The following is a 23,786-nucleotide window of genomic DNA, read 5'->3' on the forward strand; positions in this document are numbered from 1 at the left end:
ATTATATTTCCCATCCCGGCGGCGGAACTCCTGTTCGAATCGTGAAGTTCACCGTTTTCTCTGCAGTATTTCCCGCATTGTCCACTGCATAGAGGGTGAGAGAAATATTATTGTCATCAAAGAGATAAATGGAGTCTGATCCATACCATCCGGCAGTGATTGGAACTTTGACCGTCACCGTCTCATCCCAGTTTTTCGGATTTAAGACGTCCTTCACATAAAATTCGTCTACTCCGGAATTACTGAGGACAAGTGCACCAATTCTTATTCCGTGCGGAACAACGTCACTGTACCAGAATGCTCCTTCTGCTGGATTCAGAATTATTATCTGAATCTGGGCATCCTCTTCAGGTACTGATATCTGAATAAATGCCATCGGAATGCCGGCTTCACTCGCCACCCCCTCCTCAGTTGCCGAGGAGTTCCACACTGCATATATCTCGTCCATCTGAGCACCTGTCATATTCTCGCTCACAAACATCATCACCGTCTGGTTTTTCAGAGGATGGTAGTAGCCTGCACACCAACCAAGAACGGATCCGTTTGGGTACAGGGTATCGTTCATATATGCCTGAATTTTTGGCGTGAGATTACTCTGCCATTTATACAAAGCATTAAACATCTCTCCATCCGGAGTTTCTCCGTAGGTTTTCAAAACAATGGGTTCACTCACTTGAGTGCTGAGGTTCGTTTGATTCAACTGATCATCTGTTCCGATACATCCCGCAGAACAGATAACACAAACAATCATTACCGCCAGAAAAACAGTCCGCCATCTTGCCATATCAAAGTATTGTCGTTGGGAGTTTAATATTATGCGGACAATTCACTCATCCGCTCATCATAAACCCGCAGCGCCCGAAGCATATCCACGTACCGGAACTCGGGCCAGGTCGGCGTACAGAAACAGACCGCCGCCTCATTGCCGTTCGCCATCCAGGGAAGAAAATTCGAAGTCCGGCGATCATTTGCCGTGCGAATGATCAGATCAACAGGCGGCATGGAAATACCCTGATACATATTTTTTGTCACGAGTTCAGGAGTAATCTGACTCACGGGAATACTTCCGTCCCGCACAGCAGCCACAATTTTTTTCGCGGTTGCCACAATCTCATTTCTTCCGCCGTAGGCGATGGCAATATGCACAAAAAATCTGGAATGATCTTTCGTTGCAACTTCCGTCTCCTCAATTATTTGCAGAAGCTCATCGTCAAGGAGCGACCTATCCCCGATCATCGTTACATTGATCTCGTTTCGATAGACCCTCTCGTCAGTCATGAGTTTTGAAAACGTATCCATGAACAGCTGGTGAAGCTCAACCTTCTCCTCTTCAGGCCTTCGGAAATTTTCCGTTGAAAACGCAAAAAATGTTACGTGACGGATGCCGAGCTCGCCCATCCAGTCAAGCACCTTCTCGCTCGTATCAGCGCCGAGACGGTGGCCGTAACCGGTATCCATTCCCCGCGATTTTGCAAACCTTCGGTTGCCGTCCTGAATTATAGCGACGTGACTTGGGATATGCGAAAGCTTTCCGCGCAGCCTCTTCGCATACACCGCTTCGGCAACCGACCGGATACTCACTGCGGGATCACCTCAACAATCATCCCGTCGTTCGGATACCGCTCGATAATCTTTCGCTCGCCGCCAAACTTGCGGGGAATTTTGCGCATCTGCTGCCAGTCGAGCTCGATTGTTCCATCAGTCATCTCCTCATAGTAGCTGCCGGCCTTCAGACAGGGAAGGATCATCTCCAGATCATTTCCCGGATTCATCGAGCCGTACATCACGGTGCCGTCATCCGTGATCATATCAAACGGCCGTGCCGAGTTCATCGCAATCCGTTTCAGCCGTTCGCGAAGCTGAACCGAGTCCTTGAACGTCGAGGTACAGTAGTGAACCTTCGGATGACCGTTGATCTCGCCCGCCCATTTCGTCGAACCCTTGATTGCATTGCAGAGAGGGTTTTCCGGCTCAAGTTTTCTCGCCCGCATCGCTTCAGCACAGCTGTCTCCCCACTCGAGCTGGTTGATGTTGAAAAAGTCCAGACTGTCAAGAAGCGGGAAAAAGTGGCGAAGTCCCGCAAGCGACGGAACCTCAATTCCCACACAAAATCCCATCTTCTTTGCATTCGCAATAGACTCCGGGAACTTGGAGGTCATAATGCCGGCCCACTCCTCGTGCGGAGGATGCATCCGAATCTCATCAACACAGGGCCGCAGGGCTGCGAGCTCCTCAAGGGTTGGGGCATGGCCGGTGTAGAGGTGAATGTGGTGGTCAGGGCCGAAATGATTTTTCAGATACGTACAGAACTCGACCACGCGGTCGAGTTCGAGCAGCGGCTCGCCGCCGGTAACTCCGGTACCAAGCGCGTCCATCACTTCTGCTTCAGGAATTGCTTCCTCAGGCGTTGTTATCTTCTGATCGTTCGCAAAAATAACATCCACATTTTTACGTTCCTCAGAGAGTGGGCAGTACCAGCAGTCGCGGTCGCATTTTCCGGTGATGAACAGCACCAGCTTCGCTCCCTGATAACAGAGTCGGCACCCCTCGCTGAGATTTTTCGGAAGTTTGTCCTTTGCCATATTACGCGGCCATCTCTTTTAACCGGGCAAGTGTTGCCTCGCGACCCATTGCTTCCAGGAACCAGCCGAGGCGGGGCCCTCGGTCGGCTCCGAGGAATGCACGGTAAACTGCGGTGAACAGTTCCTTGCCGGTAATGCCTGCGGCGGTTGCTGCGTCATAGACTGCGTTGTGCAGGACGTCTGCTTTCCACTCGCCTGCGGCAACTGCTGCTGCATAGGCTGCAACTGCTGCCTTGACATTTGCAGGTTCTGCTGCCGCGACTTCCGGAAGAGTCTGCTGAATTGCAAACTTCACATCTTCTGGCGCATACATCTCGAGCCATCTCTTCGCACGATCTGCCTGGTCCATCACTGCGTGCTCGTCCACAATTGCGTAGCCGCTGCGTTTGAGGATGTCAAAGATCGCGTCATCAGTCTGAGCAATCTGCACGACTGCGACCATGTGGCGGAACGGAATGGTTGTCTGGGGAGACGCAATTTTTGAGAGTTGATACTCGCGTGACTCGCCTGCTGCTGCGGCACGGTCGTACTCGTCGATGAGTCTGAGCAGGCCCATTCCCGGATCGAACTCAATCGTCTTATCAGGTTTTGTTTTTGCAATCAGGAAGCGGAGAACTTCCGGCGGGACGATTTCCAGCATGTCGCGGATGGTGAGAACGACTCCTTTGGATGAGTGCATCTCGCCGCGTCCTTTGAGGCTGATCCATTCATATGTGACCGGCATTGGGGCATTGTAGCCGTAGATATCTTTGGTGATGTACTTGCCGGTGTCGTACGATCCTCCGGGTGAGGCGTGATCTTTTCCGAAGGGTTCGATGGTTACGCCGTAGACTGACCAGCGCATCGGCCAGTCAACACGCCAGACAAGTTTTCCTTCGCCTTTGGAGTAGTCGGAGACTCCTTCGTGACCGCAGGAACATCTATACGCCACGGTGTGTTTTTCTGCGTCATGCGAAAGGATGGTTGCCCGCGAGATGACTCCGCACTCTCCGCAGATCGGATAGTACGGGGTCCAGCCTTCCTCAAGTTTTCTGCCGGAGACTCTCTCAAGGATCTCTTTGATCTCTTCTGCATGAACGAGGGCGAGTCTGATCTGTTCGGTGAACATGCCGGAACGGTAGGCTTCGCTTGTCCGAATAATGCGGGGATGAATATCAAGCTCCTGAATTGCGGAGAGGAACGGGTCAAGGAAGTGTTCTGCGTAGCTTTTGTGTTTGCCGCACGGACAGGGGATGTCTGAGACCGGCCATCCGATATATTTTTCGTAGGAGGCGGGGAGGAATGGGTATACTTTGCGGAGTGGATCGAAGTCATCTGCCACATAGACGAGTTCTGCGTCAACACTACGGCTTTTCAGTGCCTTGAAGATCATGTCTCCGGTCATGATTTCACGCATGTTTCCAAGGTGAATCGGTCCGGAAGGAGTGATTCCTGTGGCGATCAGCTGGTGTTTGTCGGCCGGAACGCCGGCGGCTCTGGCGTCGGCCCAGTGGATTTTTTCATTCACGCTTTTGTACTCCTGTGGATATATAATTGATATTTATGTGATCTCAATTAAGATATATCTCTTGATTGCACTGACTCTCTTCCTCATTGGGTTCGGGTCTTTATTTCTGAGCCGCCCACGGAAAAACGGAACACACGGAATTTTCACAGAAAAAAAACATCACGGAGCAGACGTGAACATCACGGAATTCTCATTCGAAAAAAAAGTATTTTCGTACTCTCACAAAATAATTTTCGATTGTTTTTTCAATTTCCGTGTTGTTCACGTCTGCTCCGTGATGTTTTTCTGTGAAATTTCCGTGTGTTCCGTTTTTCCGTGGGCGGAGCTACAACGAACGTTGGTTGCCAATAAACGAATTTATGGACAACATCTCCAGTACCCATAATGCTTAAACCGCTTCACGGTCATGGTGTAATTATGCGCCGCATGTACTATTACCAGACACCTATCGGGAAAATCGGCATGGCGGAAGAGGATGGATTCATCACCAATCTCTGGTTTCCCGGAACCCCCGCTCCGGTAGACGCGGATTTGTGGGAGACGCCGGTTCTCAAACGCGCCGCAAAACAGCTTGGCGGATACTTTGCCGGAGGAAAACATCCGTTCACCGTCCCTCTCGCACCGAAAGGAACCGAGTTTATGCAAAGCGTCTGGGCCGAGCTGCAGAAAATTCCCTGCGGGACGACCGTGAGTTATCAGGAGATTGCATGCCGGGTCGGCAAAAAGAACGCTGCCCGGGCAGTGGGACTGGCAAACAACAAAAATCCGATTCCAATTCTGATCCCCTGTCATCGTGTTATCGGAAAAAACGGGCAGCTGACCGGATACCGCGGCGGACTTGCAATGAAACAGAAGCTGCTGGATCTGGAGAAGTCAGGGTAGATTTTGTCTATTACGTTCTGTCTCCCACGGAAAAACATCACGGAGCAGACGTGATGTTTTTTTCCGTGCCTATTCCATGTCTTCCGATTTTCCGTGGGCGGCTCAGAAATAATCACCATAATAATCCTTATCTCTTTCAGCGTCGATGTTTCAGTATGTGTTCCGCAGGCGGACCAATTGAGATCGACCTCAACGACCCTCTCAAAGGCAGAGGGAAAAAGTATCGGTGCAATGATTGCGGCCAGACGTTTACCGGCTTAGGCAAACATCCCATGTGCCCGTCATGCCAGTCCGAGAACGTTACCGAGATCTGAGAATGCCAAGAACGATCCGGATTCCGTTTACCGGAGGTGACCCTGTCCTCATCAGAGGACGCTCTTCCTTTTTGCTTGTTGCCCGCGCAACGGAAAAATTTCCGCTGATTATTGAAACCGATACCGAAGAGCTGGTGCAGGGAGTATATCCTAACGATCTGATTGTTGTTTCCGCTCCCGAAGGCGGCGAAGTCGTTCCGGCGCTGTATCTTCTGGAGATGGTAGCAACCCATCACCTGCCGGTGATTGCTCTTGGAAAGAGTCATCCGGCAAGTCGCCGGATTTCGTACGTTGTCTCTGCTGCGGAAAAAATTGAGATGCGTTGCGATATCAGACGAGGAACCCATCCCGAGCAGCATCTTCTCTGCACGGCAGACGAGTTTGCCGGAATGATTCTGTTCGCAAATGAAAATAATCTCGTGATTGAAAACTGCCGCGAGGAAATTTCCGTGTCACAACTCGTGTGGGAGCTTTCGATCACCGAAGTTCAGCAGAAAAGTTTTGACTGAACATCTTTTTTCTTTCCCAAAATTTTTGCATCGATCTCTTCGTGTCTGAAGAGGACGCCGCATTTCTCACAACTGCGAACAAATGTTTCCTGAAGTGCCGGCTCTCTTGAGCCGCACCAGTAGGATTCTCCGTAGGTTTTTTCGTATCGCTCGCGAGTCCCGGGAAAATGTTCGTCGAGTCGTTCGTAGAAGTAGGTTCGCTGCCGGTCACGCAGCGAGACGGCGAAATTTTTTTCTGCGTAAACCCATGCAGCTCCCGCGTCTGCGGCACGTTTCACGATCTCGGTGATATTTTCTCTGGTGTCGGTGATGAACGGGAGGGTTGGGAGAAGGATTACTCCGCACAAAATATTTTTCGCGGAAAGTTTTTCGATTGCTGCGAAGCGATCCGAGGAGGAAGAGGCATGCGGTTCGATGATTTTGGCGACTTCGTCGCTTGCGGCGGTGATGGTGATGTTTACTGCTGCGGGAGAGTGTTCTCCGACTGCGGCAAAGAGGTCGATGTCGCGGCTGACGAGATCGGATTTGGTGAGGGCGACGACGCCGAAGTGATATCTGTCACAGAGTCGGAGAAATCCGCGGGTGAGTTCCAGGGTTTTTTCGAGTGAATTGTAGGGATCGCTCATCGCTCCGGTAATGATCGCTCCTTTCTTTTTCCTTGCAGGCAACTCTTGTTCAAGGATTGCAAGAGCCCGATCTTTTGCCCGGACGGTTGCAAAGTCATCGATTCCGTAGCACTCGCTTCTGCTGTCGCAGTAGATACAGTTGTGGGAACAACCGCGGTAGAGGTTTGCGGTGTAATTGGTCGCGAACCATCCGTTTTCGCGGTATGCGGAGAGGATGGTTTTTGCGGGAATCGTCTGCATGGATGATTGGATGATAGTTTGGTTCTGTTGGCATATGGCATTTTCCGATGAAGAATACCCCAATCGATGAGTAAAACGACAAATGGCTCAGGGATGTGCAAAAATAACCTCATATTTGCCTCAAATGGTTCATTCAACCAACATCTTTCCTGAGAGCCCTGTTTTTCAGACGATGAATTACCCTACCCACCATCAAAAGAGCCTCTATTCCTTTATATAGGTCTCGCTAAAAAGCCGTACACAACAAAAATTCCAACCGAGTTTTCAACCAAAATGACAGAGTTTTTGCCTCTGGATCAATACATGATGATGTCATGCACCCTCAGCCATAGGCCCTCTCTAAAACAAGGCAAATTACGCCTTGTTTTCCCTCAACCAATCTAAAAAAAATTATTTTCTATATCCTTCAAGCATCAGCGTCGCGATATTTTTCACCGGCAGCCCTGTAACCTGATGCAGATGGAACTCGCAGAACGGACAGACCGTCACAATATAATCTGCTCCCGTCTCCTTCACCATCTCGGCCCGCACCGCACCAATCGCCGCAGCCTCTTCAGGCCGTCCGGACTTTACCCCGCCGCCCGCACCACAGCAGCGTGCCTGCATATCCACAAACTTTTCGGCGACCGACTCCAGCAGCTCCCGCGGCTGTTCGCTGATGCCCTGACCGCGGAGAAGATGGCAGGGATCATGATAGGTGTAAGTTCCTTCAACTTTTTTCGGCGGAACAAAACCTATCTCCACGAGATACTCGGTGATGTCTGCCACGCGGAACGGTGTGTCGTAATCGTTCTTCAGCGTTGAACCGCAACCGGCACACATTGTAAGCACGGTGTCGACGCCGGTCTTCACAAATGCATCGATGTTGCGTTTCTGCAGTTCGGGAACAAATCCTGAAAGTCCGGTTCGAAGAAGCGGCGAGCCGCAGCAGACCTGATCTTTCGGGATAATGACCCGGATGCCGTTGAGGCGGAGGATCTCCATCGCATCAAGTGCAGGCTGAATAACCCGACCGTTGAACATACAGCCGACGAAAAATCCAACCGTTGCCCGTACTTCTCCGTACGGCTCGATGATCTCGGGCACGCGTTCGAGGAACGGCGTCTCTTTTCGCTCGACTGAGCGACCGGTGTCCTCAACAAGTTTTGCGAGCGCCTTATGTGCCGGCAGAGAAAGGCCGCGCTTTGCCGCCTCGGCCCGGAGTTTTTCCACCGCTTTTCTCGGGATCTCGATCTCTTTTGGACAGACCTCAACACATTTGTGGCAGGTCGTGCAGGCAAACAGACCTTTGTTGATTGCTTCAGTAATTCTGTCGGCGTCATCGCGGGGGTCGAGATTCAGCCGCTGTTCCTGCCGCATCACGGTAGGGCCGGCATACTCTGACGTCGCAAACGCCGGACAGGAGGAGATGCAGCTGTAGCACTCAATGCACTCGCGAAGCGGTTTGATCTCTTCAACCGCTTCTTGCGAGATGCCGCACTCGCCTCCGCAGGTCGGAGCTTCGGCTCCGGTTCCTGTTCCCGGATTCAGCCAGGCAATCTGTGCCATGACCGGTGCAATATCGGTGATGAGATCACGGATGCGGGGAAGCTCGAGCGGCTCGATCAGATCGCCCTCGCGTGCCTCTTCCATGCAGGCAAGTACCGGCTCGCCGTTGACGCGGACGGAACACGATCCACACTGTCCGCCGCGGCAGCAGTGCCGGTAACCAAGCGTTGGATCAAGTCTGTCGCGAACTTCGTCAAGCACATTCAGTACGCGGGCACCCTTTTCGACGTGAACCTCGTACTCTTCAACATGGGGAGCAGCGTCGACGTTCGGATCAAATCGGTTGATGCGGACTTTCACAGCCGTCCCTCCAGAATCTCGATGCCTGATCTTTCCGGCGAGAAGAAGGTGTGGCCGAAGGGCGAGGTCTCATTCGTCCACGGCGTCTTGATGTCGGTTCGCGTGTGGGCACCTCTCGACTCGCGGCGCAACAGAGCTCCATCGATGATCATCGAGGAGACGAGCAGCATGTTCTCGGTGATGACCGCGTCCGCAATTTCCCGCGGTGAGTTGATCTTCAATGGAGTTGCCCGGAGTTTTGCAATATCGCGTTCGGCAACTTTGAGGTCGAGTTCGTTCCGGTAGATACCGACATTGTTCCACATCAACATCTTCATGGTTCTCCGAACGTCAGCCGATGCGGCTGTTCCTTGGTAAAGTGCGGCAATTTTTTTCTCGGCTGCAGTGATCTGATCAACGTCGATTCGATGCTTTGCCGAGACCTCGGCAGCACCTGCTGAGACTCCCGCCCGCCTGCCGAACACCTGGGTGTCTGCGAGTGCGTTGCCGCCGAGCCGGTTTCCTCCGTGAACGCCGCCGGTCACTTCGCCTGCGGCGAAGAGACGCGGCAGTGTGGTGGCGGCATCAGGCGTGATGCGCAGTCCGCCCATGAAATGGTGGGCGGTTGGTGCGACCTCCATTGGTTCGGTTCTGATGTCGGTGCCGAACTTGAGGAACTGCTCAAGCATCAGGGGCAGTCTCACTTCGATCTGCTCTTTTGGCAGATGGGTCACGTCGAGCCAGACGCCTCCGTGTTCGGTGCCGCGTCCTTCGAGAACTTCAGTCGCGATCGATCGGGCGACAACGTCGCGGGTCGATAGCTCCATTCGTGCGGGATCGTACTTCTCCATGAACCGCTCGCCAGCGGAGTTTTTGAGAACTCCTCCTTCGCCTCTGACCGCTTCGGTGATGAGGCGGCCGCGGGTGTCGTAGGGATAAACTGCTCCGGTCGGGTGGAACTGAACCTGTTCCATGTCGATGAGTTCAGCTCCGGCCCGGTAACCGAGCGCGTAGCCGTCGCCGGTTCCGGCGGTGGAGTTGGTTGTGGTGTCATACACCTGTCCCGCTCCTCCGGTCGCAAGAACGACCGCGTCGGCAGTGATGATTCCCAGTTCTCCTTCGCGGTCGCAGGTGATTGCACCGGCAACTTCGCTGCCGTTCTTTAGCAGATCAATGACCGTCAGCTCGTCGCGTATCTCAACCGGTGAACCGCGGAGTTTTTCAAGCAGAGTCATGACGATTTCATGACCGGTGTGATCTCCTGCGTAACAGGTACGGGGAAACCGCTGGCCGCCGAACGGCCGCTGGGCTACTTCGTTGTCGCAGGTGAGATCAAAGACCGCTCCCCAAGTAAACAGGTCGCGGATCCGGTCAGGAGATTCGCGTGCGAGTATTTCTACGAGGGCGGGGTCGTTGAGGAACGCTCCGCCTTTGAGTGTGTCTTCGTAATGCGTGGTAACCGAGTCTGCGTTTCTCATTACCGCGTTGTAACCGCCTTCGGCCATGACCGTGCAGCCGCCTTTGCCGGTGATGGTTTTTGATACGATGATGGTGTCGCCGGATGCGGACGCATCGACTGCGGCACGGATTCCTGCACCGCCAGACCCGATGACGAGCACGTGGCAGTCGCTTCTGTTTTCGATTCCCATGGTTTCCCCTCTTCAGTTATTTATAGTAGGCCGCAGGAGATAAATTCCTGTATAGCTGCGGGTTTGTAGTATTATTTCTGAGTTGTTCACGGTAAATTTGAAACGCGAATAACGCGAATAGCGCGAATAAAATAATTGCCAATGGTGATTTTTGAGATATTACTAATATTACTTATTGTTTGACATTTTTTTTTTCGTTCGAGAAACAAATGCAATTTTGTGTGTGAAAAATCGCCATTGGCGATTTTTTTATTCGCGTTATTCGCGTTTCATATTTTTTCAGGCGGTTAAAAGAGGAGGACAGCTGAGATTACTCAGCTGTCTTTTCATGAATTTACGGTCGTCTCAGGAGAACTGCTGCCGCTCCGAGGATTACCAGTGCTGCAATCGGTGCAGGGCTTTTGGTTGGTGCGGGCGGAACAGTTTCAGTTGGAGACGCCGTTTTTGTCGGGAGTTCAGTTGCGGTTGCAGTCTCTACTGGGATCAGGACAAGCTTTGCGCGGACATCGGTGACATCTCCTGCTTTGTAGACATTCGAGACTTCATACACCTCATAGCCGTCTTTGTAGAAACTCAGCGTGCGGGTTCCCGGCAGCACTTCTGAGATCTGCAGCCAGTCGTTTCCTGACGGTGTGGTTCCTATGTAGTCATTGTCCAAAAACACCACAGCTCCTGCTGGGTCTGAGCCGACACGGATTCCTGCAAGACGTGTGTCCTTTGTCTGGTCTGAGTAGACGCCGACAATTTTGTCGGAGATGACCTCAACTGAAGTGACAAAATCATGATAGCCTGCCTTTACCACGCGGACTTCATGAGTTGTCGGAGAGAGATTGGGAATGGTTACGGTTCCTGACTTCACGCTCGCATAGTACATGTCATCGATGTAGACATCGACTTCGGGCATGGTGGATGTTACACCAATTGAGCCGGGCGACTTGTAAAAGTGCATCACTGCATCAACATAGGTGGTCTCTCCCGAGTTCACGTACACCATATCAGACCAGGGGAAGTACTCGGATGACTGGATGGTGACCAGATGTCCCCCCGGCTGGACCATCGCTGTTCCGGGCGAGTCCATCACATACTTGTTGTCGATGTAGACCTGACCGCCGGTCGGATTTGTGGTGACCGAGATGTATCCTGCTTCGTCTGCAAGTACCGGGGCTATGCAGATTGTTGCTATAAGGATTATCAGAAATGGAATTATTTTTTTCATATGTGATTGAATAGGCGTCGTCTGGATGTTAAGGTGTCGATCGTCTGAAAAATTTTCGTGCGTGAGATTTTGAAACGCGAATAGCACGAATCGCGTTTCAAAAAAAAGAAAAAAATTAGTTTGTCCGGCGGAGGACAAGGGCTGCCGCAAGACCGATCACTCCTGCGAATGCAAGAATCGGGAACGACGACTGTGACGGGGTTGGCACAACCGCAGTGGTGAGCGGAACGTCCATCGTTACGGTCTGTCCAGCGGCGAAGTTCACATACTCGGTCCAGTCATTGTATCCGCTGAGCTGCAGAAGCAGTGTGTGGCGTCCTTCCGAGATATCGGAAAGATAGAGCGGTGTGTATCCGCGGAATACATTATCCACATACACTTCAGCACCCGACGGAGTTGAGTCCATGCTCAGTGCTGCATAGCCTGACGGGGTCGGTGAGCTCTGCACAAGAGTGATGCTCAGCGTCCGAACCTCGTTCGGTGAGAGGGTTACTGAGGAGGTGTAGGTGTTGTAACCGTCCTTCTTCAGCATAATCGAGTGGGTTCCTGCAGAGAGCGGGCCGACATTCAGGTAGCTAACTGATGAACCCGAGGAGTAAGCGGTGTTGCCCATGTAGCTTCCGTCCACATAGACTGCGGCTCCGGCAGGTGTTGAGGTGATTCTGAGGTAAGCGTCAGAGCTTGATACCATGTTCACGTTCATGTATGCCGTGCTGCCTGCACCCACACTTACGGTCTGGGTGTAGACATTGTATCCTGAGAGGACGAGTTTCACGTTGTGCGAGGTTCCTGAGGTGACGGTGATGACGGCGGGTGTTGTGTCATAGTAGTTTCCGTCGACATAGATGTTTGCGCCGCTCGGGGAGGACTGAACGTTAATGTAGCCGTAGCTGACTGCACTTCCAAGAGTTGCGGACACATAAGTGGTCTGGCCGTTTGATACCGAGTAGGTTCCGTAGAAGGTGTTGTATCCGGGTTTTTCGAGGCGGACCGAGTGGGATCCTGAGTCAACCGATACGGTAAGCGGAGTTGTCCCTTTGTAATTTCCATCCACATAGGCGTTTGCTCCGGACGGTGAGGAGGAGATGTCAAGGTAGCCGTTCTGCACGACCGGGGTAAGGTATGCGCTTACGGTGATGTACTCTCCGCTCGTTACGTCGCCGACATACTGGTGATAGTCATAGTAACCGTTTTTGGAGACGGTTATGTCATGGCTGATCGGTGTTCCCGTGGTGTAGACGGTGATGTAACAGGGTGTTGTGCCCTCATAGGTTCCTGAGTCATAGACGTCCGCCCCTGATGGGGAGGATGTGACGTAAATGGTCGCGGTGTCGCCGCCGATATTGGCGGCAGCCGGTATTACGCATAATGCTGCTGCGATCAGCAACACCAACACAAGATGAGATATTCTCATAATATGTTACCATTGTGTGGATGAATGATATAATCTTTGGTTAACAGGAGAAAAGCTTCGTTAAGGCTTCTTCTCCTGATACTCCGGGTTTTGCTCCCAGTTTTATTGCGGCCGGTGTTGCTGCGGTGACATTTTTTCTGAGGAGATCTTCAATTGTTGAGATTTCGGTGACTTTTGCTGCGGGGATGCCGAGTTTTTCAAAGACTGAGAGGTCAAAGAATCCGCAGCCGACAAATCCTTCTGATGTTTTTGCGAAGATGAGGTTTGCCGGTCCGAACTCTACGCAGTATGCGTCACCGGAGAAGTTGGGCGCGGTTAGTTTGGCGTGATCGGGTGAGAGGTACTCGATGTTCATAGTATGATAGTATCTTGCGCTGGTACTCTAAATGGGTTGTCCATGAGACCTCGTTGTCCGCAAAATGTATCGGGATATGCAGACCAAATACTATACCATGATTCGGGAGATACGGCAGTACGGCGATCCGGTACTTTCCGGCACCGCAGAAACGGTGCCTGAGATGACACCGGACGTGCAGGAGATTTTAACTGATATGTGGGACACCATGGCCGCGAATCGGTGCGTGGGCCTTTCTGCTCCGCAGATTGGTGTTTCCCTGCGGCTGTTTGTGATAAATGCAGGTGGTGTGGTGATTCGCGGGGCAAACCCTGAGGTGCTCTCTGTTGGAGCACTCGTTGAGGAGACGGAAGGAAGCCCCTGTGTTCCGGGCATCCAGCGTCCGGTCCGCCGCCCGAGAAAAATTGCGGTCAGATATCTGGATGAGTCAGGCGAACTCATTGAGTGCGAACTCAAAGGAGTTTCTGCCCGGGCATTTCTCCATGAAAAGGATCATCATGAAGGAAAACTCTTCATCGACCATCTCAAGCCGGTCCAGCGAAAACTGATCCAAAAAGATCTGGATAAAATTGCCGCGAGCCAAACCCGGACTGAAATGGATATTTGAAACGCGAATCGCATGCCTCCGGCCTGTGAATCACGTTTTAAAATCTCATTCTGCCATCTCATCGCCTCATTTACCTTTTCAGATAAAATTTTCGCGAGCCAAAGTCCCCAAACCAAAAACACATAATATGTGAGAACAGAACTACTTCTCATGACGACCGCTCCTACCCAGGAAGAGATTGCAGCTCTTGTCCCGAAAATCCGTGCGGACACCGAAAAGTTTGCCAAACTGAAAGGCTGGACCTTAAATCCCAATGATCCGATCACCGAATCTGTTCTGGAAGGACTTGCCCGCAACAAACTCATGCGGGGAAAACGTTTCTGTCCCTGCAGGCTCCCGAGCGGTGATTCCGAAATCGACAAACACTACATCTGTCCATGTCGGGATCTCGATGAGGATATGGAAAAGGACGGCCACTGCCACTGTTATCTCTACATGAAATAATTTCACTCTGAAGTAACCATCTTTTTTCCGTGCGGTAAGTAATTTATATTGATTAACTCCCATGTAACTGGGATGGATAAAAAAGTGTTGTATGGGGTGGCAGGTCTCTGCCTTCTTTTCGCAGTCCTGATGGCAGGGTGTGTGACCACGCCGTCTGATGACGAGAAAAAGACCTACATTGTCGGTATTGACGCGGACTATCCGCCGTTCTCCTACCTTGGCGATAATGGTCAGTTCATTGGTTTTGATGTCGAATCGGTAAAGTGGATCGCTGAAGAGCAGGGATTCAATGTCGAGATTAAGGCTGTCGCATGGGACGGCATTATTCCGGCACTGCAGACCGGCAAGATTGACATGGTCTACTCTGGTATGACCATTACGCCGGAACGTGCGGAAAAAGTGAACTTCACGATTCCGTACTGGCAGGTGAACCAGGGTATCGCAGCAAAGAACGGTTCAACGTTCACCACTGAGCAGTTCAAGAACGGCGAGCTGACAATTGGTGTGCAGCGCAGCTGTTCTGCCGACCAGTGGATGCAGGACTTCTTTGGTGATGCAACCTACAACCAGATGGTAAAAGACGGAAAGATCATGCTCTATGATACCTTCCCGATGTCGATGGTTGCCCTTGAACAGGGACGTGTCCAGACCGTCATCTTCGATGACGTCAACATTGAGGACTACATCAAATCCAAACCTGAACTGAAGTTCGTTGGTGTCATTGAGACCGAAGAGTTCTATGGCGTTGCAGTCCGCAAGGATGATAACGAGCTTCGCGCGACGATGGATGTAGGTCTTGCTAAGCTCATGGCTTCTGACAAGTGGACCGAGCTCATCCAGAAGTACATCATCACTGACGAAGTAGCCGTTGTGCCGACAGAAGAGGAAACTACCGCTGTCCCAACAAGCGACGCAAACGCTACGGCAACTACTCCATAAACAGAGTTGCAGTCTGCCAACCGGCAGAACTTCTTTTTTTTTTGAATTTGAAATTTTCAGAAATATCAAAGAGCAAAGCTCGAAAAAAATGAGATAGGATTACTGCATTAGCGCAAGAATTCTGTGCGCCATATGTGCTGCATTCTCGCCGCCATCGACAGCCATGCAGGCTACCGGCACACCCTTCGGCATCTGGGCAATCGAGAGCAGAGCATCAAGTCCGCCGGCAATTTTTCCTGAAACCGGAACACCGATCACCGGTTTTTCTGTCCGTGCCGCAACAACTCCCGGAAGCGCAGCAGACATACCGGCAATGCAGATGAAAATTTTCGCATCGCTCGCTTTCACATAGGAGTCCAGCTTATCTGCATCGCGGTGAGCAGAGATAATCTGCATATCATAACTGATCTTATACTGCGCGAGAGTGCCCGTGACTTTATCGATAATTGCCTGATCTGATGCTGATCCGGCAATAACTGCAACATCTGCCATTAGTATAAGTATTGTCTCTTCACATATATGTACAAACATCCCTGATACCATGTACAACGAAACACTTCTCATGATGCCAGGACCCGTGCCGATGCCCGAGTCCGTCAGAAATTCCATGACAAAGCAGGCCATCAACCACCGCAGCAAAGAGTTCGGCGCCTGCTACGCAGATATCGTCCGCATCTTAAAACCGGTTTTTGGAACCACCAATGACATCCTTGTCCTCTCGGGCTCCGGCACCGCAGGACAGGAAGCAGCCATTGGCAGCTTTGCCAAAGGCAAAAAAGTCGCGGCACTCGTCAACGGAAAATTTGGCGAACGACTCGGTCAGATCGCTGACATCTACGGCGAAGCAGTCATGATCGAGTCTGAGTGGGGACACCCGTTAAACCTTGAAGGACTCAAAGAGGCTCTTGAGAATGGTGCAGAAGTTGTGACCCTCGTCCACAACGAAACCTCTGCCGCAATCCTCAACCCTGCTGAAGAAGTTGGAAAACTCGCCCGCAAACATGACGCACTCTTCGTCCTTGACGCCATCACCTCGATCGGCGGCGATGTTGTTGAGGCAGACAAATGGGGCGCAGATATTGCAATTGTCGGCTCCCAGAAGTGTCTTGCAGCCCCCGCAGGACTTGCTGCAGTCTCAGTCTCACAGCGTGCATGGGACCGGCTCTCTGAAAAACGCCCGCTCTATCTTGATCTCCAGAAGGCAAAGAAGTCTGCCGACGGCAACCCGATGGAGACCCCGACCACTCCGGCAGTCCCGCTCTTCCTCGCACTCCGCGAGGCATGCAAGCATATCGAAGCAGAGGGTCTTGAAAACCGTATCGCCCGCCACCACAAAATGTCTGCCGCAGTCCGTGCCGCGGGTTCGGCATGGGGACTCTCCCTTGTTCCGCAGGTTGACGCACTGCACAAACCCTCGAACACCGTCACTGGATTCTTCTACCCGGCAGGCGTTGACGACTCTCAGATTCGCGGCGCATGCAAAAAGATGGGCATCGAGTTTGCCGGCGGCCAGGACCGGATGAAAGGTAAGATCTTCCGTATCGGCAACATGGGAATCATCGACACCCCTGAAATTCTCGCAACCGTTGCAGCCGTTCAGATGTCGTTCAAAAAGGCCGGATACAAACTCGAAGGTGACGGTCTTACCGCCGCAGTCGAGGTCCTGTCCGCATGATCATTGGTGTTGCTGACACAACGTTCGCCCGTGCCAACATGGGCGCCTTTGCAATCGATGAGCTCAAGAGGCACACAAGTGCCCGCATCGTACGGGTAACGGTCCCGGGAGTCAAAGATCTCCCGGTCGCCGCAAAAAAACTCATCGAAGAGGAAAAGTGCGATATTGTCATGGCACTTGGGATGCCCGGAGGAAAAGATCAGGACAAAGTCTGCGCCCACGAGGCATCGCAGGGAATCATGATGGCGCAGCTGATGACGAACCGCCACATCATCGAAGTGTTCGTCCATGAAGACGAGGCAAAGAATGATGCCGAGCTTGCATGGCTGCTTGAGCAGCGGACCCGCGAACATGCGGTCAACGTCGTCCTCATGCTCACCCGCCCGCAGGAAATGACAAAACTCTCCGGCACCGGTCAGCGTCAGGGCTTTGCCGATGCCGGGCCCGCCCGAAAATAATCAAGCAGAAAAGACTATATAATCTCCCTGTGAGGTACTCATATGAAGAACGTTGACATGAAACTTGACGGAAACATTCTGACTATCAAAGTGGACATCTCCAAAGAGTTCGGTGTATCCGGCTCCGGTAAATCGATCATCATTGCCTCATCCGAAGGAAACCAACCCATTGTTCCTGACCATGATGTCAAGATCGGGCTGAATGTGTACCGCAAGAACACCAACTAATCTTTTTTCATTTTCTGTTTTATTGCGTTCGCAGCTCCGCCCACGGAACACACTGAACACACGGAAATTTCACAGAAAAATATCACGGAGCAGACGTGAACATCACGGAATGATATCAAAAAAATTAATCTGTGATTTTCCTCTGATCATGCCCACCCAACCACCACTCAGTTTATATTTTTGTTCGCGTGTTTCAGAAATCGCACTATGTAACTCCCATATAATTCCGTGCTGTTCACGTCTGCTCCGTGATGTTTTTTTTCTGTGAAATTTCCGTGTGTTCCGTTTTTCCGTGGGCGGAGCGGAAATAATCCAAAACCTATTCGCTGGATAATTTATATCAGTTCACAAAGCCCACTACATACACACTATCTCACAGGTGCTAATTCGATGCGACTCGTAATGAAGTTTGGCGGAACCTCTGTTGGCGATGAAAAGAGCATTGCCAACGTGGTCAACATCATCAAGGAATCCCGCGACGCCGGTAATGAAATCGCAGTCGTTGTCTCGGCAATGACCCGCGTCACCGACCAGCTTATCGCAACCGCAGAAGAGGTCATCAACTGCAAACAGAAACCTGCTCTTGATGCATTCATTGCGTCCCTGCGCAGCCGCCACATGAAAGTGCTCGAAGCGGTCGCCCCCGACTTCGTGGACGAGATTGGCGAGTATCTTGACTCAAGATTCATGAAACTCTCCAACATCCTTCTCGCAGTCCACAACCTCCGCGAACTTACTCCGAGATCCAGAGACTACATCATCTCCTTTGGCGAGCGGCTGTCAGCTCCCATCATCTCCGCAGCACTTCGTCAGGGCGGTGTCCCAAGCAGCTACATGAGCGGCTGTGACGCAGGAATTCTCACCGACGGCGTGCACAACGGTGCAACCGCACTTCCGGAAAGCTACCCGAGAATTCAGGCACGCGTCGGCGCACTCCTCACCGAACAGGTGCCGGTCGTCATGGGATACATGGGCTGTTCCGCAGACGGCGCAGTCACCACGCTTGGCCGCAGCGGCTCTGATTACTCAGGGGCAATCATTGGTGCAGGAATTGACGCTGACGAGATCCTCATCTGGACCGACGTTGACGGTGTCATGACCACCGACCCGCGCCTTATCCCTGAAGCACGCGTGATCAACTCCATCTCCTTCCTTGAGATGATGGAGATGTCCTACTTTGGTGCGAAAGTCATCCACCCGCGAGCCCTTGTTCCGGCAATGCAGAAAAATATCCCGGTCCGCGTCAAGAACACCTTCAACCCCGGACATCCGGGCACCGTCGTCATCCGCGAGCCGCATGCCGACAAGAGAGTCGTGAAGGCGATCTCGTTGATAAAGAATGGCTGTCTCATCAAAATCAGCGGTGCAATCATGGCAGGAAGACCAGGCGTTGCAGGCGAGATCTTCACCGCTCTTGCCGAAGCCGGAGTCAATGTCATGCTGATATCGCAGGGCTCCTCAGAGATGACCATTTCCTTGATAATCACCGAAGAGCATCTTGACGCGGCCCTCACGGCGCTTGCCGAGGTAAAGAGAAGAGGTGTCATCCGTGAGTTCGACTTCGACCGCGACGTTGCGGTCGTCTCGGTTGTCGGTGCAGGAATGGCAGGGACCTACGGGACCCTCAGCAGAATTTTCCACGGACTCGGCGTTGGCGGCATCAATGTGATGATGCTCTCGCAGGGGTCTGAGGTCAACGTCTCGTTTGTCGTGAAGGAAGCGGACGGCGTCAAAGCGGTTCGTGCGATTCACGAAGAGTATCATCTGGAAGCAGAGGAACAGGCATGAGCAAGAAATATTCATACAAAGATGCGGGAGTGGACATCGATCTGGAAGCAGACGGTGTCAAGTCACTTATTCGCCAGCTGAGTTTCCGGAGAAGCGGCGAACACGGCATGGTCGGCGGCGTCGGCCATTTTGCCGGAATGATCGACTTCGGACCAAAGGTTCTCTCGCTGTGCACTGACGGTGTCGGTACCAAAATGCGGGTGGCAGACGATCTCCGCGACTGGTCAACGGTCGGCATTGACTGTATTGCGATGAACGTCAACGACATGTACGTGATGAACATCGAGCCGATCGCGTTCGTGGACTACATCGCAACCGAAGGCATCAAAGCCGACCAGATGATTCAGATCGGTATCGGTCTGAACGAAGGTGCAAAACTTTCCAACATGAACATCGTTGGCGGCGAGACGGCGACCCTGAAAGGCATGGTGACCGGTCTGGATCTTGCTGGCACCTGTCTTGGTGTGCAGGACCGCGACCGCGTGGTGAGCGGCGAGAAAGTGAAGCCCGGCGATATCATCATCGGTGTTGCAAGTACCGGCGTTCACTCAAACGGCTACACGCTCGCAAGAAAAGTTGCCACTGAAAACGGCGGCTACTCGGTAAAACTTCCGTCCGGCAAAACGATTGGAGAGGCATTAATCACGCCGACCCGTATTTACTCCGAGGTTCTGGATGTCTGCCGTGCAGTTGAGGTCCATGGGATGTGCCATGTTACCGGCGGAGGACTGTTGAACTTCCTGCGCATCAGCGAGTACGGTTTCTCGATCGATGATCCGATGCCGGTTCCCGAGGTTCTGCAGTGGATTGCAGAAAAGGGTGAACTTGAGATAAACGAGCTCTACCGGACCTTCAACATGGGCATGGGCTTTGCGTTCATTGTCCCTGAAGCAAGTGTCGCAAAGATTCTTGCAATGGTTGATGGTGCCCAAGTGGTTGGCCGTGTGATTGAGGAACACAAGGTCCTGTTGAAGGGCGTTGAGATTCTCTAAATTTTTTTTATTTGGTATTGTTCGCAGCTCCGTGGGCGGAGCTACGAAAAGCATTGTCTACCAAACAAACGACTCGTGGATAAAGCTGAAATATTTTTTCCACCCGCAATCTCTATCTCATCTCCTGCTGATACTTCTCTATGAAATATCCGTTACTCATGGCAGTTGTTCTTCTTGCCTGCCTGATCTTTTCTGCCGGATGTGTTACCGGCGGCGATCAGAATGAAACTCTGCCCACAATGACACCGGTTCCTGTTGTTCTCGAGTCGGTGACAATTTTCCCTGAGACCCCGGGTGTGACCTACACACTTACGGCAAAACCATCGGTTGAAGAGCAGGGAAATGTTGAGATGCATCTCAAAGCAGTTGCGGCCCGCGACCTCCGAAAGGACGGCTACAACATCAGGTACACATTCTTTGTCTACAACACCGGTTCTGTCGAACAGGGCTGGAGCCCGCAGAGCTACGAGGATGTTGTGAGCGCCGGTATTCCATACTCTACCAAGATCGATAGAATTTATCCTTCAAACGAACGGGTACTGGATGTGATGCTGCCGAGAGCCGCAAGTGTGAAAACATTCGACGTGACAAAGCCGTATGTCTACGGAGTTGTTGCAGTGGACGTCACTGTCTAAATCCAAAACACTATATCCTTCCCTCTCCACTATTTTTCCAATGATAAAAAAATACCAGACAACAATACTTCTCCTTCTCTTTCTTGCAGTTGCCGCTCTGATACCCGCAGTCTCTGCGAGCGATCTGACCCTGTCAGGTCCGTCCAGCATTATTGCTGGGAATGACTTCACACTCTCGATTGCCGGCGGCAACCCGCTTGGGACGGTGACCCTTTCGATGACCTCGGGCGACAGGCCTGACTTGAAACTTCTTGCGGGTCAGGTGGGTGTGTCAGGCTCGGCAGCTTCTGCAAGCGTGGTGCTGGACGCGTCCGGTCGTGCCCGTGTTGAGTACACCACCCAGTCCGGCGGCGAGGAGTCCACCTGCCACTTCTCTGTGTCTGATGGTTCGAGTTCTGATTCAACGTCCGTGAAGATAACCCGCGGCACCGTTAGTGCAACCGTTGTGGCAACGAAGAGGCCGACATCTGCATCCAACACGTATCCGATCGGTTCAGAGATCACGCTCTCGGGAGCAGCTCCCGGAACGAGTAAGGTGTATCTGTTTATGACCGGCCCGAACCTTCCGGCTGGCGGTGTGAAACTTTCGAACCCTTCAGTCGCCTCAGTGACCGGCGAACCCGACACGTTTGACTCGCGGCCGGTGAACAACAACATGTGGACCTACAAGTGGCAGACCTCAGGCCAGCTTGACCCCGGGACCTACACGATTTACGCAGTAGACCGTCCGGCGAACAGATATTCATTATCTGACGCAAGCTACTCAACCTACTCGGTCACCCTTACCCGTCCGGGAATGACCGCGGGAGTCTACGGTGGTATTCCTGAAACTTCCACGCCCGAGGCAACCGCTGTCCCGACCGAACCGGTTGCAACCGCCTCACCAGAGCCGATCGAGACTCCGGTGCCAAGCGTCTGGGATCAGATTGCATCATGGTTCTCAGGTCTCTTCCGTGCCTCGGCAGCTGAGCCGGTCGGCTATGTCCTGAAGGATGGAGTGATTACTATCTCAGGCGAGACCATCTTCTCAACCGAGAAGGAACTCGCCATATCGATTGAGCCGTACTTCACCGCAGCTCCGAAGGGTTCTGCTGAACTCTCAGAATGGTCGGGAGTCGTGCCGGTCGTTGTCGGTACTGGAGGCGTCAACGTCTGGTCAGCAACCGCTGCGGTTTCTACGGGCAATTACATCGTGACGGTCGAGCCGATTGGCGGCGGTCAGACGATGAGCTGGGAAATCACGGTTGTTGATGCGTAAATTATTTTTTTTAAAACGCGAATAGCGCGAGTCGCATGCCTTCGGCCTGCTCACCGCTTCGCGGAATAAAAAAATCGCCAATGGCGATTTTTCAAAAAGAAATTTTTTTAATTTTTTCTGAGCGGACTGATCAATCTAAAATAAATTATTTTACTATTTTTTTTCAAAAATCGCCATTGGCGATTTTTTTATTCGCACTATTCGCGTTTCAAAAATCACATCCCGTAATTTCTAAAAAAATTATTTTTTATTTTTCGGTCGGCTTTTACCGGTCCACATCGGTTTTTTCCCGTACTTTTCCTTCAGCGCCGCAAGTTTGTCAGGAACTTTTGGCCCTGCGACTCCCACAATCATCCGCGTGAAACTTTCCGGTCCCATCAGCAGATTGTAGGCCTTCTGATCTTTGTTGAACCTCACCAGCACCGAATCGATCGCAACAACCGAACCGTACGGTGCGGAGAGCAGTGCTTCGTGCTCAGGATTCCGGTGATGCGCAGGCAGTGCGACGTAGGTTGGGACATCGCCGGTTCCGTCGCAGACGAGATACAGATAATTTTTTGCGTCCCCGATGTCAGCAGACATCACGGACACGGTCACGTGAATGCGTTTGCCCAGATGTTTCTTCAGTTGCGAAAGTCTCGCACGCTTCGCTGCCGCAGGAACACGGTAGCCGCATCTGCGGTGACCGTCTTTCCGAAGAATCGCGTAGGAAAATTTCACGTCCGTGTTTACGAACCGGTACTTCTCCTCACCCTCGCCGAGCGCCAGCATCAGCTTTGTTGCTTTGATATCCTCATACGTTACAAACGTCCAACAGGGAGACACACTGCAGTGAACCCCGCGGATGTCATTGCACGGCGCATAGAGAGTAAGCCCGCGCTGCTTCAGAGTGCGTGAGAGATTTCGAAGCATCGTTGCGTTCGAAAGATCTGCAGGTTCAAGCAGGATCAGATTTCCGTCTGCGGAAAGATGTTCAGAAAGCCGCATCATAATCTCTGCACGCTTCTCATCATCAACCGCCAGCTCATTTACCATGTTCGAGCAGACGATCAGATCGAACTCGCCTTCAGGAATGTTTTCCGTGATGTCTGCGGCGATTGGTTTGTGTGCCGTTACATGGCTGCCGGTTTTTTTCACAAACTCCGGCACCACATGTAAGTACGCCTCGCGGTGAATCTCGGACCGTTCAAGGGCGGTGACCTCTGCGGTCATCCCCTCGCACTGATCCAGCACGCGTGCGATTGCGACTGTGACCGTTCCGGGTCCCGCGCCAACATCCAGAACTCTGATGTGATCGCGAATGAGTCCGTCGCGAATCAGTCTGACGAAAAACTCCGTGAACTCTGCAACGTATCCGGGCATCTGGTATGCCATGTAGGCGAGGACACTGTACCCGCCTTTGTACTGCACAACGCGGCGTTCGCCCTCCTTCCAGTACGAATCCTTCTGGGAGCTGACCGCATGACGGATTTTTTCGAGAACCGTCTCATCCCTCCATGGCTTTCCGGAGACCTTCTCTATGTACGAAAGTGTCAGAGCATCCAGCCGTTGATCAGTTCCGCGGTTTTTGATCAGATTGTCGAGCCGCTTCTCCTCCGCTTCCGTGAGAGCGTGCCGCTTTGGTAATGAATCCATAAATCA

Annotated in this window: 25 protein-coding genes; 13 read left to right on the forward strand and 12 right to left on the reverse strand. The window is 52.2% G+C overall.

What is annotated here, in order from left to right; genetic code table 11:
• Position 1: 1 nt before the first annotated feature.
• From McpCs1_RS03130 to lysS, 4 genes are all read right to left on the reverse strand, one after another.
• The gene (locus tag McpCs1_RS03130) at positions 2 to 565 is read right to left on the reverse strand and encodes a hypothetical protein (RefSeq protein WP_338095801.1); all 564 of its coding nucleotides are present in this window, start codon (positions 563 to 565) and stop codon (positions 2 to 4) included.
• A gap of 248 nt (positions 566 to 813) precedes the next feature.
• Positions 814 to 1,581 (reverse strand): polyprenyl diphosphate synthase, encoded by a 768-nt coding sequence (gene uppS, locus McpCs1_RS03135; RefSeq protein ID WP_338095802.1) that lies wholly within the window; start codon positions 1,579 to 1,581, stop codon positions 814 to 816.
• Positions 1,578 to 2,582, reverse strand: a complete 1,005-nt coding sequence (locus McpCs1_RS03140) for a radical SAM protein (protein WP_338095803.1) — start codon at positions 2,580 to 2,582, stop codon at positions 1,578 to 1,580. Before McpCs1_RS03140 ends, uppS begins: the two co-directional genes overlap by 4 nt.
• A gap of 1 nt (position 2,583) precedes the next feature.
• The gene (lysS, locus tag McpCs1_RS03145; protein WP_338095804.1) at positions 2,584 to 4,089 is read right to left on the reverse strand and encodes a lysine--tRNA ligase; all 1,506 of its coding nucleotides are present in this window, start codon (positions 4,087 to 4,089) and stop codon (positions 2,584 to 2,586) included.
• A 384-nt stretch (positions 4,090 to 4,473) separates the two neighbouring features.
• Between lysS and McpCs1_RS03150 the strand changes: the two genes are divergently transcribed.
• The 3 genes from McpCs1_RS03150 (at position 4,474) to McpCs1_RS03160 (ending at position 5,794) form a co-directional block, all read left to right on the forward strand.
• Positions 4,474 to 4,971, forward strand: a complete 498-nt coding sequence (locus McpCs1_RS03150) for a methylated-DNA--[protein]-cysteine S-methyltransferase (protein ID WP_338095805.1) — start codon at positions 4,474 to 4,476, stop codon at positions 4,969 to 4,971.
• Between the two features lie 155 nt (positions 4,972 to 5,126).
• Positions 5,127 to 5,285: a hypothetical protein gene (locus McpCs1_RS03155; RefSeq protein WP_338095806.1), complete on the forward strand. Its 159-nt coding sequence runs from the start codon at positions 5,127 to 5,129 to the stop codon at positions 5,283 to 5,285.
• A gap of 2 nt (positions 5,286 to 5,287) precedes the next feature.
• Positions 5,288 to 5,794 (forward strand): alpha/beta hydrolase, encoded by a 507-nt coding sequence (locus McpCs1_RS03160; protein WP_338095807.1) that lies wholly within the window; start codon positions 5,288 to 5,290, stop codon positions 5,792 to 5,794.
• On the opposite strand, the gene McpCs1_RS03165 is transcribed toward McpCs1_RS03160, so the two are convergent.
• The 6 genes from McpCs1_RS03165 to McpCs1_RS03190 all read right to left on the reverse strand — a co-directional run bounded on the left by McpCs1_RS03165 (position 5,773) and on the right by McpCs1_RS03190 (position 13,121).
• A complete protein-coding gene (locus tag McpCs1_RS03165) occupies positions 5,773 to 6,660 on the reverse strand; it encodes an SPL family radical SAM protein (protein ID WP_338095808.1) in 888 nt (295 codons plus the stop codon). The genes McpCs1_RS03160 and McpCs1_RS03165 overlap by 22 nt on opposite strands.
• 390 nt (positions 6,661 to 7,050) lie before the next feature.
• Entirely contained in the window at positions 7,051 to 8,508 is a 1,458-nt protein-coding gene (gene tfrB / locus McpCs1_RS03170; protein ID WP_338095809.1) for a fumarate reductase (CoM/CoB) subunit TfrB, read from the reverse strand.
• Positions 8,505 to 10,136, reverse strand: coding sequence for a fumarate reductase (CoM/CoB) subunit TfrA (gene tfrA / locus McpCs1_RS03175; RefSeq protein WP_338095810.1), 1,632 nt, complete (start codon positions 10,134 to 10,136; stop codon positions 8,505 to 8,507). The genes tfrB and tfrA overlap by 4 nt, the downstream gene beginning before the upstream one ends.
• Positions 10,137 to 10,470: 334 nt before the next feature.
• Positions 10,471 to 11,352 (reverse strand): PEGA domain-containing protein, encoded by an 882-nt coding sequence (locus tag McpCs1_RS03180; protein WP_338095811.1) that lies wholly within the window; start codon positions 11,350 to 11,352, stop codon positions 10,471 to 10,473.
• Positions 11,353 to 11,467: 115 nt separating this feature from the next.
• On the reverse strand, positions 11,468 to 12,766 hold the full coding sequence (locus tag McpCs1_RS03185) for a PEGA domain-containing protein (protein ID WP_338095812.1): 1,299 nt from the start codon (positions 12,764 to 12,766) through the stop codon (positions 11,468 to 11,470).
• 40 nt (positions 12,767 to 12,806) lie between these two features.
• Entirely contained in the window at positions 12,807 to 13,121 is a 315-nt protein-coding gene (locus McpCs1_RS03190) for a YunC family protein (protein WP_338095813.1), read from the reverse strand.
• Between the two features lie 97 nt (positions 13,122 to 13,218).
• Here McpCs1_RS03190 and McpCs1_RS03195 point away from each other — a divergent pair, with 97 nt between their 5' ends.
• The 3 genes from McpCs1_RS03195 to McpCs1_RS03205 all read left to right on the forward strand — a co-directional run bounded on the left by McpCs1_RS03195 (position 13,219) and on the right by McpCs1_RS03205 (position 15,111).
• Positions 13,219 to 13,728, forward strand: a complete 510-nt coding sequence (locus McpCs1_RS03195; protein ID WP_338095814.1) for a peptide deformylase — start codon at positions 13,219 to 13,221, stop codon at positions 13,726 to 13,728.
• Between the two features lie 150 nt (positions 13,729 to 13,878).
• On the forward strand, positions 13,879 to 14,172 hold the full coding sequence (locus McpCs1_RS03200) for a ferredoxin-thioredoxin reductase catalytic domain-containing protein (protein WP_338095815.1): 294 nt from the start codon (positions 13,879 to 13,881) through the stop codon (positions 14,170 to 14,172).
• 72 nt (positions 14,173 to 14,244) lie between these two features.
• Positions 14,245 to 15,111: a transporter substrate-binding domain-containing protein gene (locus McpCs1_RS03205; protein WP_338095816.1), complete on the forward strand. Its 867-nt coding sequence runs from the start codon at positions 14,245 to 14,247 to the stop codon at positions 15,109 to 15,111.
• Between the two features lie 99 nt (positions 15,112 to 15,210).
• On the opposite strand, the gene McpCs1_RS03210 is transcribed toward McpCs1_RS03205, so the two are convergent.
• A complete protein-coding gene (locus McpCs1_RS03210) occupies positions 15,211 to 15,603 on the reverse strand; it encodes a 5-(carboxyamino)imidazole ribonucleotide mutase (protein WP_338095817.1) in 393 nt (130 codons plus the stop codon).
• A 49-nt stretch (positions 15,604 to 15,652) separates the two neighbouring features.
• Here McpCs1_RS03210 and McpCs1_RS03215 point away from each other — a divergent pair, with 49 nt between their 5' ends.
• The 7 genes from McpCs1_RS03215 (at position 15,653) to McpCs1_RS03245 (ending at position 22,145) form a co-directional block, all read left to right on the forward strand.
• Complete coding sequence (locus McpCs1_RS03215; RefSeq protein WP_338095818.1) at positions 15,653 to 16,786, forward strand: pyridoxal-phosphate-dependent aminotransferase family protein; 1,134 nt, start codon at positions 15,653 to 15,655, stop codon at positions 16,784 to 16,786.
• Entirely contained in the window at positions 16,783 to 17,244 is a 462-nt protein-coding gene (ribC, locus tag McpCs1_RS03220) for a riboflavin synthase (RefSeq protein ID WP_338095819.1), read from the forward strand. Before McpCs1_RS03215 ends, ribC begins: the two co-directional genes overlap by 4 nt.
• A 42-nt stretch (positions 17,245 to 17,286) precedes the next feature.
• Complete coding sequence (locus tag McpCs1_RS03225) at positions 17,287 to 17,472, forward strand: hypothetical protein (RefSeq protein ID WP_338095820.1); 186 nt, start codon at positions 17,287 to 17,289, stop codon at positions 17,470 to 17,472.
• Between the two features lie 390 nt (positions 17,473 to 17,862).
• Complete coding sequence (locus McpCs1_RS03230; RefSeq protein WP_338095821.1) at positions 17,863 to 19,260, forward strand: aspartate kinase; 1,398 nt, start codon at positions 17,863 to 17,865, stop codon at positions 19,258 to 19,260.
• Positions 19,257 to 20,252 carry a phosphoribosylformylglycinamidine cyclo-ligase gene (purM, locus tag McpCs1_RS03235; protein WP_338095822.1) on the forward strand — a complete coding sequence of 332 codons (996 nt, stop codon included), beginning with the start codon at positions 19,257 to 19,259 and terminating at the stop codon, positions 20,250 to 20,252. The genes McpCs1_RS03230 and purM overlap by 4 nt, the downstream gene beginning before the upstream one ends.
• A 140-nt stretch (positions 20,253 to 20,392) precedes the next feature.
• Positions 20,393 to 20,887 (forward strand): hypothetical protein, encoded by a 495-nt coding sequence (locus McpCs1_RS03240; protein WP_338095823.1) that lies wholly within the window; start codon positions 20,393 to 20,395, stop codon positions 20,885 to 20,887.
• A gap of 40 nt (positions 20,888 to 20,927) precedes the next feature.
• The gene (locus McpCs1_RS03245) at positions 20,928 to 22,145 is read left to right on the forward strand and encodes a hypothetical protein (protein WP_338095824.1); all 1,218 of its coding nucleotides are present in this window, start codon (positions 20,928 to 20,930) and stop codon (positions 22,143 to 22,145) included.
• A 240-nt stretch (positions 22,146 to 22,385) separates the two neighbouring features.
• Here the strand turns inward: McpCs1_RS03245 and McpCs1_RS03250 are convergent, their stop codons facing one another.
• On the reverse strand, positions 22,386 to 23,780 hold the full coding sequence (locus McpCs1_RS03250) for a DUF8157 domain-containing protein (protein WP_338095825.1): 1,395 nt from the start codon (positions 23,778 to 23,780) through the stop codon (positions 22,386 to 22,388).
• Positions 23,781 to 23,786: the final 6 nt, after the last annotated feature.

The organism is Methanorbis rubei, from assembly GCF_032714495.1.
GTDB lineage: Archaea > Halobacteriota > Methanomicrobia > Methanomicrobiales > Methanocorpusculaceae > Methanocorpusculum > Methanocorpusculum rubei.